15 protein-coding genes are annotated in these 15699 nt (G+C 53.0%); 5 read left to right on the top strand and 10 right to left on the bottom strand.

The features are described from left to right. Positions 1-44 precede the first annotated feature (44 nt). Together trxA and BQ5591_RS19280 are read left to right on the top strand one after the other, a co-directional pair. Positions 45-359 (top strand): thioredoxin, encoded by a 315-nt coding sequence (gene trxA, locus BQ5591_RS19285; RefSeq protein ID WP_071150567.1) that lies wholly within the window; start codon positions 45-47, stop codon positions 357-359. Between the two features lie 45 nt (positions 360-404). Then, positions 405-740 (top strand): hypothetical protein, encoded by a 336-nt coding sequence (locus BQ5591_RS19280; protein WP_071150566.1) that lies wholly within the window; start codon positions 405-407, stop codon positions 738-740. 391 nt (positions 741-1131) lie between these two features. On the opposite strand, the gene BQ5591_RS19275 is transcribed toward BQ5591_RS19280, so the two are convergent. The 9 genes from BQ5591_RS19275 to recJ form a co-directional block, all read right to left on the bottom strand. Beyond that, positions 1132-1905, bottom strand: a complete 774-nt coding sequence (locus BQ5591_RS19275; protein WP_071150565.1) for a prephenate dehydrogenase/arogenate dehydrogenase family protein — start codon at positions 1903-1905, stop codon at positions 1132-1134. Positions 1906-2108: 203 nt separating this feature from the next. Beyond that, positions 2109-3176 (bottom strand): bifunctional 3-deoxy-7-phosphoheptulonate synthase/chorismate mutase type II, encoded by a 1068-nt coding sequence (locus BQ5591_RS19270; RefSeq protein WP_071150564.1) that lies wholly within the window; start codon positions 3174-3176, stop codon positions 2109-2111. A 146-nt stretch (positions 3177-3322) separates the two neighbouring features. Then, positions 3323-4630 (bottom strand): pyridoxal phosphate-dependent aminotransferase, encoded by a 1308-nt coding sequence (locus BQ5591_RS19265; protein WP_083381041.1) that lies wholly within the window; start codon positions 4628-4630, stop codon positions 3323-3325. After that, positions 4605-5453 (bottom strand): prephenate dehydratase, encoded by an 849-nt coding sequence (locus tag BQ5591_RS19260; RefSeq protein ID WP_022162017.1) that lies wholly within the window; start codon positions 5451-5453, stop codon positions 4605-4607. Before BQ5591_RS19260 ends, BQ5591_RS19265 begins: the two co-directional genes overlap by 26 nt. A gap of 282 nt (positions 5454-5735) precedes the next feature. Beyond that, entirely contained in the window at positions 5736-6497 is a 762-nt protein-coding gene (locus tag BQ5591_RS19255; RefSeq protein ID WP_071150562.1) for an endonuclease/exonuclease/phosphatase family protein, read from the bottom strand. 12 nt (positions 6498-6509) lie between these two features. Then, positions 6510-7508 (bottom strand): Gfo/Idh/MocA family protein, encoded by a 999-nt coding sequence (locus BQ5591_RS19250; RefSeq protein WP_071150561.1) that lies wholly within the window; start codon positions 7506-7508, stop codon positions 6510-6512. Between the two features lie 161 nt (positions 7509-7669). Further along, complete coding sequence (locus tag BQ5591_RS19245; protein WP_071150560.1) at positions 7670-8629, bottom strand: tetratricopeptide repeat protein; 960 nt, start codon at positions 8627-8629, stop codon at positions 7670-7672. Positions 8630-8860: 231 nt separating this feature from the next. After that, the gene (locus BQ5591_RS19240) at positions 8861-10801 is read right to left on the bottom strand and encodes a RecQ family ATP-dependent DNA helicase (protein ID WP_071150559.1); all 1941 of its coding nucleotides are present in this window, start codon (positions 10799-10801) and stop codon (positions 8861-8863) included. Positions 10802-10842: 41 nt separating this feature from the next. Then, positions 10843-12558 (bottom strand): single-stranded-DNA-specific exonuclease RecJ, encoded by a 1716-nt coding sequence (recJ, locus tag BQ5591_RS19235; protein WP_071150558.1) that lies wholly within the window; start codon positions 12556-12558, stop codon positions 10843-10845. Positions 12559-12813: 255 nt separating this feature from the next. Between recJ and BQ5591_RS19230 the strand changes: the two genes are divergently transcribed. From BQ5591_RS19230 to yaaA, 3 genes are all read left to right on the top strand, one after another. Next, entirely contained in the window at positions 12814-13020 is a 207-nt protein-coding gene (locus BQ5591_RS19230; protein WP_071150557.1) for a hypothetical protein, read from the top strand. A gap of 10 nt (positions 13021-13030) precedes the next feature. Continuing rightward, positions 13031-13213, top strand: coding sequence for a hypothetical protein (locus BQ5591_RS19225; protein ID WP_022162237.1), 183 nt, complete (start codon positions 13031-13033; stop codon positions 13211-13213). A 128-nt stretch (positions 13214-13341) separates the two neighbouring features. Continuing rightward, positions 13342-14106: a peroxide stress protein YaaA gene (gene yaaA, locus BQ5591_RS19220; protein ID WP_071150556.1), complete on the top strand. Its 765-nt coding sequence runs from the start codon at positions 13342-13344 to the stop codon at positions 14104-14106. Between the two features lie 492 nt (positions 14107-14598). On the opposite strand, the gene BQ5591_RS19215 is transcribed toward yaaA, so the two are convergent. Next, positions 14599-15456: a helix-turn-helix domain-containing protein gene (locus BQ5591_RS19215; RefSeq protein ID WP_022162235.1), complete on the bottom strand. Its 858-nt coding sequence runs from the start codon at positions 15454-15456 to the stop codon at positions 14599-14601. Positions 15457-15699: the final 243 nt, after the last annotated feature.

Raw genomic sequence — 15699 nt, 5'->3', positions numbered from 1 at the left:
GCCACCACTAATATCAATTTCATACAATTAAATTATTTGTAACTATGGCTTTAGAAATTACAGACAACAATTACAAGGAACTGTTGGCCGAAGGCAAACCGGTTGTGATAGACTTCTGGGCTCCGTGGTGCGGACCCTGCAAGATGGTAGCTCCCATCATCGAGGAACTGGCTACCGAATACGAAGGCAAGGTAATCATCGGCAAGTGCGACGTGGACGAGAACTCAGACATGCCCGCCGAATTTGGCATACGCAACATCCCCACCGTACTTTTCTTCAAGGAAGGCAAGCTGGTGGACAAGCAGGTAGGTTCGGCTCCGAAACCAACTTATGTGTCGAAAATCGAAGCACTGCTGTAACATCCGTATCAGACAACTGACGTTAAACCTCTAAATTCATACATTATGGGACTGGAAGACGATTTCTTGAAACAGGATGCAGACGATGAGAAGACCATCGAGTACATCAAAAACTATCTGCCGCAAGAGCTGAAGGAGAAGTTCTCCGACGATGAGTTCTATTATTTCCTCGACTTGATTGACGAGTATTATTCGGAGAGCGGCATTCTGGATGCGACTCCCGACGACGAGGGATACATCGACATCGACCTGGAGAAGGTTGTGGACTACATCATCAAGGAGGCCCGTAAGGATGAAATGGGTGAATACGATCCCGAAGAGATTCTCTTCATCGTCCAGGGCGAGCTGGAGTATACCGAATCGCTGGAAGATGAAGACTGATCCCGCTTCCGCAAGCCGGAAACGGCGATGAAGAAATGCTGAGGGAGGGCGTACCGAAACAAAAGTATCTTAAGTTCTCCTCCTTCGGGAAGGAGGAGTCCCCGATAGGGGGAGGTGGTAGGTGAAAACATAAAGTATGGATATACGATGTTTTGTGATAACCTACCACCCCGCCCGTTGGGCACCCCTCCTTCCCGAAGGAGGGGAGTCTGATGATACCACTTGGTTTCGTTGCGCTCTCCCTCTTTTTTGCCCCCTCGGAGAATGCTGTCTATAAGGCAGTTGTGGGACACTTGCACGGCTCGCGAGCAACACTTGTACGGCTCGCGAGCCGTGCAAGTGATACAGACGAGCGACACAAGTGTCCCACAAACGGTCTGCCGGAGCCGCTTTACTTGATGTTTTCGCGGATCTTCGTCAGGTATTTCTTCATGCCTTCAGCATCCTTGTTGGTGATGATTTCCAACAGCTGCTTCAGCTCGACGCGGATATTCTCGACTTGTGCCGGCGTGCGCGGGTTGAAGAGGATTTCCTGCAGCAGGTAGTCGTCTTCGTTCAGCAGCCCCTGAGCAATGGCCATGTGCTTCTTGAAGGTGGTGCCCGGTGCTTCCTGATGCTTCATCACGGCTGCAAAGACGAAAGTCGAAACGAAGGGGATGGACAGCGAGTAAGCCACCGTCTCGTCGTGCTCGTCGAAGGTGTATTCGAAGATGTTCAGCTTCAGCGTCTGATACAGGTCCTTGAAGAAGATGCGTCCCAGGTGATCGCCTTCGGTGATGATAATGGCGTTCTCCGTATTCAGGTGGTTGAGGCTGGCGAACGTGGGTCCGAACATGGGGTGGGTGGACACGTAGCGGAAGCCGCTTTCCTGATAGAACTTTTTCAACCCGGTTTTCACCGAAGCGATGTCGCTCAGGATGCAGTCCTTGGGCAGTACGGGCAATACCTGGCGGAAGGCGTCGAGGGTGTATTTCACCGTGGCGGCGTTGATCACCAGCTCGGGTTCAAACTCTTTTATCTCGTCCAGCGTGGTAAAGCGGTAGGTGTTGTAGACAAAGCGCAACTGGTGCGGGTTGACGTCGAACACGGCCGTCTCGTGCTGGAAACTCAGTACGTCGTTGAAGAAGGAGCCCATCTTGCCGGCTCCGAGGATTAATATTCTCATAATATAAGCCTCACCCTCGTCCCCTCTCCCAAGGAGAGGGGGGAGTGGGATGTTTTAAGGCCTCACTCTTTCGTCTTGCTCCCAAAGAGAGGGGAGAGTGAGGCGGACATTATACATAATTTTATGGTTGTACAGTTGTATTATCAGCCGGAGCATTCTTCTTCCTTCTCCCTCTCCTTGGGAGAGGGTCGGGGTGAGGCTCCTTATTTATTAATGATTTCCATCTGCTGCCTTACACTCTCCTCGTGGATAGCTTCGAATACTTTCTTGATGAATTCCGAATCCATACCACAGAGGGCACCTTGCGAGCCGCGCTTTTCGAGGATTTCATTGTAGCGGCCGGTCTGAAGGATGGTCATGCCGTGCTCCTTCTTGTAAGTACCTATTTCGCGAGCCACTCGCATACGTTTGGCCAGTTCCTGAATCAGGTTGTCGTCGCACTCGTCAATCTGCTTACGCAGTTCGGCCAGGTTTTCGGTGCTCTGGTTGGTTTCGCGGATGACGAGCAGATTCAGTATGTAGTCCAGAATGTCTGGCGTCACCTGTTGTGCGGCGTCGCTCCAGGCAGCATCCGGATTGCAGTGGCTCTCTACGATGAGGCCGTCGAAACCCAGGTCCATGGCCTGCTGACACAGCGGTGCCACGAGTTCGCGCTTACCGCCGATGTGGCTGGGGTCACACAGAATAGGCAGGTTGGGGATGCGGCGGCGCAGTTCGATGGGGATGTGCCACTGGGGCAGATTGCGATAAATCCGCTTATCGTATGCCGAGAATCCGCGGTGGATGGCTGCCAGACGTTTCAGTCCGGCCTGATTGATGCGCTCCAGGGCACCGATCCACAGTTCGAGGTCAGGATTGACGGGGTTCTTCACCAGCACGGGAATGTCCACACCGCGCAATGCGTCGGCTATCTCCTGCATGGCAAAGGGGTTGGCTGTGGTGCGTGCGCCTATCCACAGGATGTCGATGCCGGCCTTCAGTGCCTCGAATACATGTTTGGCGGTAGCTACTTCGGTAGCGACGTACATGTCTGTTTCTTTCTTCACTTCCTTGAGCCATGCCAGGCCTTCTACGCCGATGCCTTCGAAGCCTCCGGGTTTGGTGCGCGGCTTCCAGATGCCGGCACGGAATATTTTGATTCCCTTATCTGCCAGTAGTTTGGCAGTGTTCATTACTTGTTCTTCTGTTTCGGCGCTGCACGGACCTGCAATCACCAAGGGACGTTTGTCGTCGACGCCCGGGAGGGCAATCTTTTCTAATTCGAGTTCCATAACGATTGAATTAAGCATGATGAATGAAGAATGAAGAATTTATCTGCGGTGGCATTCTCGTTCTTACGGATTCATCATTGTAGGTTCTTATGTTTATTAATTGTTTCTGTGGTTTACGAATGAAGCAGTCTAAAATTCTCCGTTCTTCATTCTTCACTCTTCATTTTCTTTATTCTCTCCAATGCTTCCGCCAGTTTGGCATCCTTGCAGCAGAGCGAGATGCGGATGTAGCGTGCACCGTTCGAGCCGAAGATGAAGCCGGGGGTGATGAAGACACGGGCCTCGTGTAGCACGCGTTCGGTCAGCTCTTCCACATCCTTGCACCAGTCGGGGATGCGTCCCCAGAGGAACATGCCTACCTGACGTTCGTCGTAGGTGCAGCCCAGTGTGTGCATGATTTCTCCGGCCAGTTGGCGGCGGTTGCGGTAGTTGCAGTTGTTACCTTCGTACCAGTCGGCAGTGGCGTCGAGGGCAGTGGCGGCAGCCAGCTGCATGGCGCGGAACATACCGCTGTCGATGTTGCTCTTTACCTTCAGCACCCATTGTACGAATTGCGGGTTCGAGGCCAGCATACCGATACGCCAGCCGGGCATGTTGTGGCTCTTGCTCATCGAGTTGAACTCGATGCAGCAGTCCTTGGCACCCGGCACGCTGAGGATGCTCAGCGGATGGTCGTTCAGGATGAAGCTGTAGGGATTGTCGTTCACGATGATGATGCCACGGCGGCGGGCAAAGTCAACCAGACGTTCGTACAGCTCGGGCGTGGCGGGTGCGCCGGTCGGCATGTTGGGATAGTTGGTCCACATCAGCTTGACGCGGCTCGTGTCCATGGCTTCCAGCTGTTCCCAGTCGGGCATCCAGCCGTTGTCCTCGCGCAGGTTGTAATTCACCACTTCGGCTCCCAGAATCTTGCTTAGTGACGTATAGGTTGGGTAGCCGGGATTGGGCACCAGTACCTGTTCGCCGGGGTTGACGAAAGCCAGTGTGACGTGCAGGATACCTTCTTTCGAACCGATCAGCGGTTGTATTTCGGTCTTGGGGTCCAGTTCCACGCCGTACCAGCGCTTGTACCATGCGGCAAAGGCCGAGCGCAGTTCGGGGATGCCTACATAGGGCATGTAGCCGTGACCGTCGGGGTTCTGGGCAGCTTCGCACAAGGTGCGGATGGTCTGTTCGGAGGGCGGCATGTCGGGGCTTCCGATACCCAGACTGATAACGTCCATTCCTTGGGCATTCATCTGTGCCACTTCCTTCAGCTTGCGCGAGAAGTAGTATTCGCTGACGGAAGACAACCGGTCCGCCGGCCTGTAACTCGTAGCTTGTAGCTCCTTACTCGTAGCTCGTAACCCATTACTCGTAGCTCGTAACCCATTACTCGTAGCTCGTAGCTCACTACTCGTAGCTCGTAGCTCACTACTCGTAGCTGTATCACAGTGTAGATTTTCCTTCTTCATATTCTCCCAGTATTTTAAGTTCTTTGGTCAGCGGTGTGATGGCCGCGATGGATTGTTTGTATTTCAGTACATTGTCGAACACGACGTCTACATAGAATTGGTATTCCCATTCCCGTCCGATGATGGGCAGCGACTGTATCTTCGTCAGGTTGATGCGGTAGAACGACAGGATGGACAACACTTGCGACAGGCTTCCTTCGGTGTGCGGTAGGGTGAATACGATGCTTGCTTTGTTCACCTCGTGCGAGCGGTGGCGGTTCAGTTCGTCTACCTGCCAGGGGTCGGCCACTACTAGGAAACGGGTGAAGTTGTGCTTGTTTGTCTCAATGCCTTCCTGCAATACTTTCATGCCATACAGTTCGGCTGCTGCTTTCGAACAGATAGCTGCATGTCCTTTCAGGTGTTCCTTCTGGATGATTTCGGCACTACGGGCGGTGTCTTCGCCTTCCACAACTTTGATGTTAGGATGCTGGCTGAGGAAATCGCGGCACTGCATCAGTGCGATGGGGTGCGAGTTGACTTCGGTGATGTCGTTCCAGTCCTCTTCGGGCAGGCAGACAAAGCTGTGCGAGATGCGCAGTTTGTGTTCGCCGATGATTTGCGTGCCGCTTTGCCGCAACAGTTCGTTGTTGTGAAGCAGGCTTCCGGCAATGGTGTTTTCAATGGCCAGCATACCAATCACTTGGCTGTCCTGGCGAATGGACTTGAATACGTCCTCGAATGTAGCGCAGCATATCAGTTCGATGTCTTCACCTTCGAAGTATCGGTGGGCTGCAATGTCGTGGAAGGAACCCAATGTTCCCTGAATGGCTATTCTTTTCATAAGTCTGTACTGTAACAAAAAATCCCGCTTCCAAACATGGGAGCGGGATTCATATCTTTAACTTTAAGTTCTTAATTCAGTTCTTAAGCGTCACTGTCACTTGACACATACAAACTCCCGCTCTACTTTGTTGCTAAAGTAAAAGTAAAAGAAGAAGTAATATGCGTAAGTAAACAGATTCATGCTTTTGTTCTCTTTTTGTTTTTAATTATGGGGCAAAAGTAATACTTTTCTTTTAAAAGCAAACAATATTCCATGTTTTTTTTGAAAAGAGTATCAAAATTACTTTTTTAGTACCAGAACGTCCACTTGTACGGGACGGTGGTCCGAAGCAGTGGTCTCAGGCAAGACATTTTGTTGCAACACCTTGAAGTCACATTCATTTGCGGTATACCCATAGATGTAGTCAATACAGTGGTCGGGACGGTCGGCTGGGAACGTATATGCGGTGGTATCGCTCAGTGTGGTGAAGTGCCGATTCAGTTCCTGCTGAGGCTTTTCATTGGGACGGGAGTTCATGTCGCCTGCCAGCAGTACTGGTTTGTGGTGGTACTTTTCTACTATTTTCAGAATCTCCCGTACAGATGCCAGCTGGTCTTCGGGCGTTAGCGATAAGTGGGTGGCGCAGAACACATAGTCCTTAAATTCGGCCACGAGCATGGTTCGCTGTTCTTCGCGTCCGGGCATAGGTATTTTCTTGTAACTCAACGGCTGTTCTTTGGACAACAAGCCGATGCCGTAACTTCCTCCTTGAAAGGGAATGGCAGATACAAAAATACCGTGCATGCCGGTGAATGTTTCCAGTTCTTTTAAGGCATAGACACCATTGTTACGTTGAGTCATGCTGTCCAGTTCCTGCAGAGCCACTACGTCGGGATCAGCTTGCTTGATGACTTCTGCTATACGGTTGTAGTCGCGAACGTTGTCCAGCCCAATGCAGTTGTGTACATTGTAGGACATGACACGCACGGGTATTATATCCTGTCCGCAGGAGCAGAGTCCGCAGCACAAGGCAAGAGTGTAAGCCAGTAAATGTTTCTTCATGGATACGCTTGTTTAAATTGTAGCACCATGGTCGGCCGGATAGACAACTCCCCATTCGGCCCGCAGCTGGTCGAGCAGGCGCATGATGGCCAGTGTTTCGGCATGAGGCATGGCTGTAGGTTCCAGCTTTCCTTTGCGCAGGTCATCGATGCAGGCCTGTACTTCGTACTCATAACCGCTGATTTGGGGCGGGCAATCGTAGATCTTCACCAGTTGGTGGTCTGCATTGTAGATGGCTGCCTGGTGTGGGTTGTTGATGTTGTCTACTATGATGTATCCTTTATCGCCCGAGATGATGCCCTGGCGGTTGTTGGCGCAGCTCACCGTAGCTTGTAGAGCTGCCATTTTGCCGTCGGCATAGCGGAAAGAAATGCTTTCCTGGATATCTACGCCATATTCGTTCTTCACGCAGTGCGACTGTATGTCTGCGATGTCGGTATCGAAAACCATGCGTGCAAAGTTGATGGGATAGACACCGAGGTCGAGCAGGGCACCTCCGCACAGCTCGGGTTTGGCTATGCGCTCCTTGTTGGCGACGGGATAGCCCAGGCTGGCTGTAAGCATGTCCGGTTCGCCGATGATGCCGCTGTGAGCCAGCTCGCGTATAGTGGTCGAGAAAGGCATGTAGCGTGTCCAGATGGCTTCGGCAATGTACACCTGTTGCTCTTTGGCCAGTTGCAGCAGACTTTCTGCTTCGCGGGCATTGGCAGTAAAGGCTTTCTCGCACAGAACCGCTTTGCCGTGCAGGATACAGAGCCGGGCATGTTCATAATGATGCGAATGCGGCGTAGCTACGTATACAAGGTCGATTTCCGGGTTGGCAACCATTTCTTCGTACGAGCCGTAGGCGTGTTTGAAGCCCCATTCTTTGGCAAAGGCCTGGGCGCGTTGGAGGTCGCGTGCGGCAACGGCGTAACAGTTGACATCCTTCATCTGTTGCAAGGTAGCAGCCATTTTGGTAGCTATTCCTCCTGCTCCCAATATAGCAATGTTGTTCTTTTCTTTACTCATCGTTTTTTTCTGTTAGTTTTATGATAATGGGCTTATGCCCTTTGTTTCTTCTTTACCTTCATTCTGTTGGCTCAGTAGGGCGCATATTTTTTCCCAGTTGGAGAAAAATATTTCCCCAGTTAGGAAAAAATTTTTTGCTAACTGGGGAAAAAAATCAGGTCTTACAGCCCCAATATGTCCGTCTGCCGACCTCCGGGCTGGTTATTGTACTGGCCGTTGAAGGCTTCGCTTTCCTTGGGGTTCAGTTCGAGTTCCTTTTTCATGTCCTCGGTGGCACCTTCTTTGTCGCCGTTCAGCAGCTTGGCACGGCCGCGTTCGTGATAGGCCTGCACGAAGTTGGGGTTCAGGTCGATGGCCTCGTCGAAGAGGGCAATGGCTTCAGTCAGTTTCTTTTGTCCGATGTACAGTTGGCCCAGGTAGAGGAACCCCTGTTCGTTGAAAGGATTCAGTTCGGTGACGTGGGTATAGTCGGCTTCGGCACCGTCAGCGTCGCCGTTGGCTTCTTTTATTTTGCCACGCAACAGGAGGGCACTTTCGTCCTCATCGTTCTGTGTCAGGATGGCTTCGATGTCTTCCATGGCCTCTTTGTATTGGTGCATTTTGGTCAAGGCTTCGGCACGCATCAGGCGGGCTTCGGTGAAGTCGTCTTTCAGTACGATGGCTTTGGTCAGGTGGGCGATGCACATCAGGTCGTCTCCCTGTCCGTTGTTGGCCTTGCCCAGCAGATAGTGAGCCATGGCGTTGCCTTCTTCGATGGAGATGGCTTTCTGTGCGGCTTCGGCCATGGCAGGATAGTCTTCCAGCATGTAGCACACGTTGGCCAGTGTGAGGTAGGTGGCTGTATGATTGGCTTCGTGCTGGATCATGGTTTCCAGCAGACGGCGTGCTTCTTCCAGCTGGTTGGTCTGGATGTAGACCTGTGCCAGGTAGCTCATGGTTTCGAAGTCGTCCTGCAGCTTCAGGGCTTCGGTAAAGCATTTGATGGCATAGTCGGTGCGTCCCATGCGCTGGGCACGCATTCCGTCGTACTTGAATATCTCAAAGTTTTTCTGGTCGTTTTTTTGTTTTTCCGCTTCCGGGTTTTCGGGCTTGCCGGAGAAAAAAGATTTGAAGAATCCCATGGTTATCTTTGCTTTTAAGTGTTACAATGTTTGAAAACGCCCTCTTGATCTGGCACTTTCGTCTCAGGAACCTGCAGCTGTCTGCCTTCGGAACTTTGCTGAAGGAGGAGCGGCAGTTTCTTTCGTGAAACAAAAATAGTGCAAATCGGGTGCAAATAAAAATTTATTGTCAGGTTTCTGCATCCGATTCGCAGGCTTGCGTCGTAAGTAGGCTTGCGGAGGGCCGGAAAGCTATTGGCAGATGGTGGCTTTTCCGGTAGTTCCGGGTTGTAGCTGTAGCATACCGTTGACGGCAAAGATACGCTGCTCGTCCAACAACTGTTGCAGGGCTTCGGTAGCATCTTCGCGACTGATGTTGAGTCTTTCGGTAATGGCCGACGGAGGTAACGGACCTTCGGCAAGCAGTTGCAGGATGGACTGGTGCAGCTGATCGGGCGCATCGTCGAAAGAGCCTTTCTTGTGGCGGAGTCTGATGCACGTGTCGCACTGTCCGCAGTTGTGCTCGTTCTTTTCGCCGAAGTAGTAGAGCAGCATGCGGCTGCGGCATATCAGGTCGTTCTCGACATACTCCAGCATGTACTCGATGCGGTCCTCGTAGCGGCGTTTCCGTTCTTCATAGACGGAGGGGGGAATATGAATCTGGCTGATGTCCATCCGCTCGCGCGTATATATTATATAAGGTATCTTTTTCTGCGGGATGTAGCTGACGATGTGAAGTTGCGCCAGACGTATCAGCGCTTCGTACACTTGTCGGCGGGTGAGGCCGGTGCGCGTGGCCAGCGAATCTTCGCTGATGAAGGCGTAGTCGGTGAACAGACCTGTATACGAGCGAAGGATAATCTGTATCAGGCGGTCGGTCTCGTCGCCCAGCCCGCGGAGTTTGTACAGTTCGTCGCGTCGTACGGTGAAAAGCAGGCGCGAGGCGTTGTCCTGTTCGTCGGTGTACTCCAGGTAGCCGGCCTGGGTCAGTATCTTCAAGGCGCTGTCCACGGGCACGGGGAAGTACTTGAACTTGCGGCAGAAGTCCTCGATGTCGAACTCGCGCACACAGTCCTGCCCGTCGCCCATCGCCATCTGGTAGTAGTATTGCAAGTGTTCGTAAACGTCCTTGATGTAGTCTTTCTCGGGGAAGGTATCGGGCACGCGTTTGCGCAGCGCGGCTTTGTCGGACCGGGCGTAGAGGATGACGGCATAGGCTTTCTGTCCGTCGCGTCCGGCACGACCGGCTTCCTGAAAGTAGGCTTCGACGGAGTCGGGCAGGTCGAGGTGGATGACCAGACGTACGTCAGGCTTGTCGATGCCCATGCCGAAGGCGTTGGTGGCTACCATGACACGGCTTTCGCCCGTCTGCCAGCGGTGTTGGCGGATGTCTTTGGCGGCGTCGTCCAGTCCGGCGTGATAGAAGTCGGCGGTGATATGTTCGTTGTTTAGTAGTTCGGCGGTCTCGCGGGTGCGGCGGCGGTTGCGCACGTAGACGATGGCGCTACCCTCCATGCGGCGCAGGATGTGCAGCAGTTCGGCGGTCTTGTTCTCGGTGTGGCGGACGATGTAGGCCAGATTCTCGCGTTCGAAACTCATGCGGAAAACGTTTTCGCGGCGGAAATGGAGGCGTGCCTGTATGTCCTTTACCACTTCGGGGGTGGCGGTAGCGGTGAGTGCCAGCACGGGGACGCCGGGTAGCAGGTCGCGCACTTCGGCTATCTTCAGGTAGGCGGGACGGAAGTCGTAGCCCCATTGCGAGATGCAGTGGCTTTCGTCGACGGTGATCATGCTGATGTGCATCTTGCGCAGTTTGGTGCGGAAGATGTCGGTGCCGAGCCGTTCGGGCGAGATGTAGAGGAACTTGTAGTTGCCGAAAATGCAGTTTTCGAGGGCGGTGACAATGGCCTGCCGGTCCATACCCGAGTAGATGGCAAGTGCCTTGATGCCCCGTTTGCGCAGGTTCTGCACCTGGTCTTTCATCAGGGCTATCAAGGGGGTGACGACAAGACACAGCCCTTCCTGTGCCAGGGCAGGCACTTGGAAGGTGATGGACTTGCCGCCGCCGGTAGGCATCAGCCCCAGCGTGTCGTTGCCCTCGCTGATGCTGCGGATGATGTCTTCCTGTATGCCGCGGAAGGAGTCGTATCCCCAGTACTGTTTCAATATCTGGTAGTAGACGGGCGATAGCATACGGTTGCCGGACTATGGGTTATAAATGGTTTCACAAGGGCTCAGTTGGGCTTGATGTCTTCGATCTGAAGCTGTACTTCGCCACGCTTGTGGGTGTTCTCCTCGATGGTGTAGCAGATGTCGAACGAGCGCTTGGTCTTGATGTAGCGCACGTGCGAGCTCTGTCCGAAGGCAATGCCGTTCATCACGTTGTTCGACTTGTTGTCCACCAGTTCCAGCTTGATGTGCTCCTGGTCGCGTCCCACTACCTTGCTGGTGCCATAGTCGTAGACGTTGTGCGTACAGAATATGGGCTTGGTATTCTCGGGACCGAAGGGGTTGAACTTCTTCAGGTCGTTGAAGAAGCGGGGCGTGATGTCCTTGAAGTCGATTTCGGCGTCGATATCGATGATGGAGCTCATCTGTTCGGGACGGATGTTCTGCGCCACAAACTCTTCGAACCGCCGGGTGAAGAGGGGAACATTCTCTACCTTCATCGAGAGGCCGGCTGCATAGGTGTGCCCGCCAAAGTTTTCGAGCAGGTCGCGGCAGTATTCGATGGCTTTGTAGACGTCGAAACCCGATACGGAGCGTGCCGAACCGGTGGCCAGGTCGTTGGTGCGTGTCAACACTACGGCGGGGCGGAAGTAGATTTCGGTGAGGCGCGAAGCCACGATGCCGATGACTCCCTTGTGCCAGGCTTCGTTGTAGAGGACGATGGAGTGGCGATCGGCCAGTCCGTCGAGTCCGGAGACGATGGCGTTGGCCTCTTCGGTCATGTTCTTGTCGAGGTCCTTGCGGGTCTCGTTGTATTGGTTGATTTGTCCGGCTTTTTCGAGGGCAGCGGAAAAGTCTTTCTCGGTGAGCAGGTCGACGGCTTCCTTACCGTTCTGTATGCGTCCCGACGCGTTGATGCGAGGGCCTATCTTGAAGACGATGTCGCTGACGGTGATTTCCTTGTCGGCCAGTCCGCACACGTCGATGATGGCCTTTAGCCCGACGCTAGGGTTGCTGTTCAGCTGCTTCAGGCCGTGGAAGGCCAGTATGCGGTTCTCGCCCATGATAGGGACGATGTCCGAAGCGATGCTGACGGCCACAAGGTCGAGCAGGGGGATGAGGTGGTGGAACTCGATGCCGTTGCTGATGGCAAACGCCTGCATGAACTTGAATCCTACGCCGCAGCCCGAGAGGTGCTCGTAGGGGTAGGTGTTGTCGAAGCGTTTGGCGTTGAGTATGGCTACAGCAGGTGGTAGCACGTCATCGGGCACGTGATGGTCGCAGATGATGAAGTCGATGCCTTTCTCGCGGGCATAGGCTATCTCGTCCACAGCCTTGATGCCGCAGTCGAGCACGATGATGAGTTTGACGCCCGTCTCCACGGCGTAGTCCACTCCTTTGTAGGACACCCCGTAACCTTCGTTGTAGCGGTCGGGGATGTAATAGTCGATGTTCGAGTAGAACTGTTGAATAAACTTGTAGACCAGTGCCACGGCTGTGGTGCCGTCTACGTCGTAGTCTCCGTAAATCAGTATCCTTTCTTTCTTTCCCATTGCCTTGTTCAGGCGCGCTACGGCCACGTCCATGTCTTTCATCAGGAAGGGGTCGTAGAGTTCGGGCAGTTGTGGGCGGAAGAATTTCCGTGCGGCGGCAGCCGTCGTTATTCCCCTTTCCACGAGCAGTCGTCCCAGTATGGGGTTAATGCCCAGTTCCCGGGCCAGTGTCTGGCTTGTCTCTGCCTGTTCGGGTGTGATGGGTAAATAATTCCATTTGTGAGTCATTTTATATATTGTTTTTTCTTTTTCCAGTCTCGGGTGTCGGGGGGCGAAAAGAGCCCATTTCCCCAACAAGTTGTAAAGGTAGCAAAAAGTCTTGAAACAAGGATGAAAAAGGCCACGAAATCTTTCCGTAAGGAGCAGAAATGGGCAGACGGGGCATTCGGACAGCGAGGGTTCGTAGCCGAAAATGTGTTTTTTGTTTGCTTGTGCGCAGACCTTTCGTTATATTTGCAAAACAATGAATGTATGATATAGCCCATGACACCTCCGGATATAGCACACTCGACCCGAGAAGAGCGCAGAGCCTTCGTTGCCGATGCGTGGAAGTGTCTGCACAATTGCGAATTATGCGGCAAATGCCATGTTCTGAAAGGGAAAGATGCGGAAACGCTTTATGCCGACTATATCGAGGGGAAACGGACTTATATGGACATTACATTGGAAATAAGAAACAATAACTATTAAAATTGGAATTATGGACGTAAAAGAACAAGTGTTGGCAACAATGAAAGAGGCCGGAACTCCTCTGAATGCAGGTAAAATAGCAGAACTGAGCGGACTTGACCGCAAGGAAGTGGACAAGGCGATGAAGCAGCTGAAAGAAGAGGGTGCAATCGTTTCTCCGGTTCGCTGCAAATGGGCACCTGCTGAAAAATAAGTTGAACGTATGTTGACGTCGGGCGGCAATACCATGTAGGTTTGGGGTTGCCGCCCGATTTGTCTATGCATCGAACCGATACTTTTGTTAACGTTCCGGCTTTACCGAAACTTAAAAACTTTTACCGTATGCTTACATTCATATCCTGTGCCAAAACCATGGCTGCACGCTGTGCGCTGAACGTGCCTGCCGTGTCCGAACCCCGCTTTGCCGGCGAGGCGCTGCACACGGCGCTCGAACTGTCGCAATATCCGGCTGCCGAGCTGGAGGGCTTGCTGCGTGTCAATGCGAAGATTGCTGCCGAAAACCGCTTGCGCTACCACGACTTCTGCTCCGAAGACAACCGCCCGATGCCTGCCATCGGTGCCTATACGGGCGTGGTGTTCAAGCGCATCGCTCCTGCCGACTTCACAACCGATGACTTCCTCTTTGCGCAGGAACACCTGCGTATCACTTCGTTCCTCTATGGACTGCTGCGCCCGCTCGACGGCATCCGGCCTTACCGCCTGGAGGGCGATGTGCGTCTGGCGGCGAACGGTGGCATCACGATGTTCGACTACTGGAAACCGCTGCTGACTGACGTCTTCATCGACGACATCCGCCGGCAGGGTGGGGTACTGGTCAACCTGGCGAGCAGCGAGATGAAGGATCTCTTCGACTGGAAGCGTGTCGAATCCGAAGTACTGGTCGTGACGCCCGACTTCCAGGTGTGGAAGGACGGACGGTTGAAGACAGTCGTAGTCTACGCCAAAATGTGCCGCGGCGAGATGACGCGCTACCTGCTGAAGAACCGCATCGATTCGCCCGACGGACTGCGTGCTTTCGAGTGGGAGGGCTTTGCCTTCGACGAAGAACGTAGCACGCCCGACCGCTGGCTCTTCACGATAGGCTGATGCGGAAACCGCCGTGTCACGCTTAAAACCGTTTGGCTTTCAAAATGTTCGATATTGGCTTTGTTTGCTGACACGGCCTTCGTGCAAATCTTTCGAAATAGAAGCCGTTGAGGCTGAAAACCTGCATAAACATGCGCGAATACAAGTGTTGTATGCGGAAAATATGCACTTTCGGACTCTTGAACGCTTGCACGGCTCGTGCGGATGGCCTGTACGGCTCGCGAGCGACACTTGCACGGCTCGCCTTCCACACTTGCGCGGCTCGGGAGCGTGCCCCGTTTTCGGAGGAAAACGCTGCTTCCGATGCTGAAAAACGGTGCTTTTGTGCTGCTTTCCGGCTGTCTGTTCGCTGGCTGAAATGTCCGGATTTTGCTATCGCGCTGTATGCCAGGAGGATGAATACTACGCGCTTCGAAAATCGGCACCAGCCTTGCCGGCGGTCCGAAAAACACGATTCTCGACCGCCGGAAAATGCAAAGTGTCACTTTGACATCAGTGGTACGAACTGCGGTACTCCTGCGGGGTGACGCCCGTCATCTTCTTGAACAGGCGGTTGAAGTACGAATAATTGTCGAACGCCAGCGACGAGGCGATATTTTTCACCGGCATGTTGCTGGTGACGAGCATCAGCTGCGCCTTTTCAATCTTCTTCTGGTTGATGTACTGTAAGGGACTGACGCCCGTCTCGTGCTTGAAGAGGCGGCTGAAGTGGTCCTTCGACAGGCAGGAGTCATCGGCTAGTGCGTCGAGGTCGATCATCTCGTACAGGTGGTTGTGGATGTAGGTGATGGCCGTGCGCACCCGCTCGTCCTTGCTCTTTATCTTCTCCTGCGCGCGCTTGACGAAGTGCGACAACAGCTGGTAGACGATGCCTCGCGACTCTATTTTGTCGCAGAGGGCGCGTTGCTTGTTCTTCATCACGTTTTGCAGCAGTGTGGGGTTGTTGTCGTACGACGTCGGGTCGGACTTCGGCAGACTCATGTGCGGATTGATGGTGCAGAGTCGTTTGAAGAGGTACAGGTCGAGTTCGGTACCCGGAATTTCCACAGGCATGTCCCATTCATCGAAGAAGCAGCTTTCCTGCCGGTGCTCTTCATATATATGTAAGTAGTAGTGGCAGAAGTAGGAGTTGCAGATGTAGCTGTGACTCGTGAAGGCCGGGATGCAATACATGTGGTTGGGCTTCAGCAGGTAGGTACCCGTAGGAAGCTCGATTTGCGCTTGCCCGTCGGTGACGTAGTACAGCCGCATGAAAGGGCTGTTGACATTCTTCCAGTTCCAGTCGGCATTGTGTATGGCCAGGCCGACGTTGAGAACCAGCGGATGTAGTTGGTCGATAGATGTTTTCATGGTATTTGTTGTGTTTGAAAATCTGGGGTAAAGGTAGTTTTTCTGTTGTAACTATCAAAGAAAATATCGGAATAGTGCAAGCTTTTGTCGCTTTTGTTCTATCGATTCGGATAAAAACTGCTAAGATTGTCGGTTTTGTGCTATATATGGTCGAAAATGTTCTATCATAGTTCTGACCTTATTGTGTATTTTTGTGCTGTCAAATTATAACCCGATTCAATTAACCCAAAACAGAACACTACT

This window comes from Bacteroides ndongoniae (assembly GCF_900108345.1).
Classification (GTDB): domain Bacteria; phylum Bacteroidota; class Bacteroidia; order Bacteroidales; family Bacteroidaceae; genus Bacteroides; species Bacteroides ndongoniae.
The sequence above is the reverse complement of the archived record's forward strand: the minus strand, read 5'-3'. Positions and strand labels throughout refer to the sequence as shown.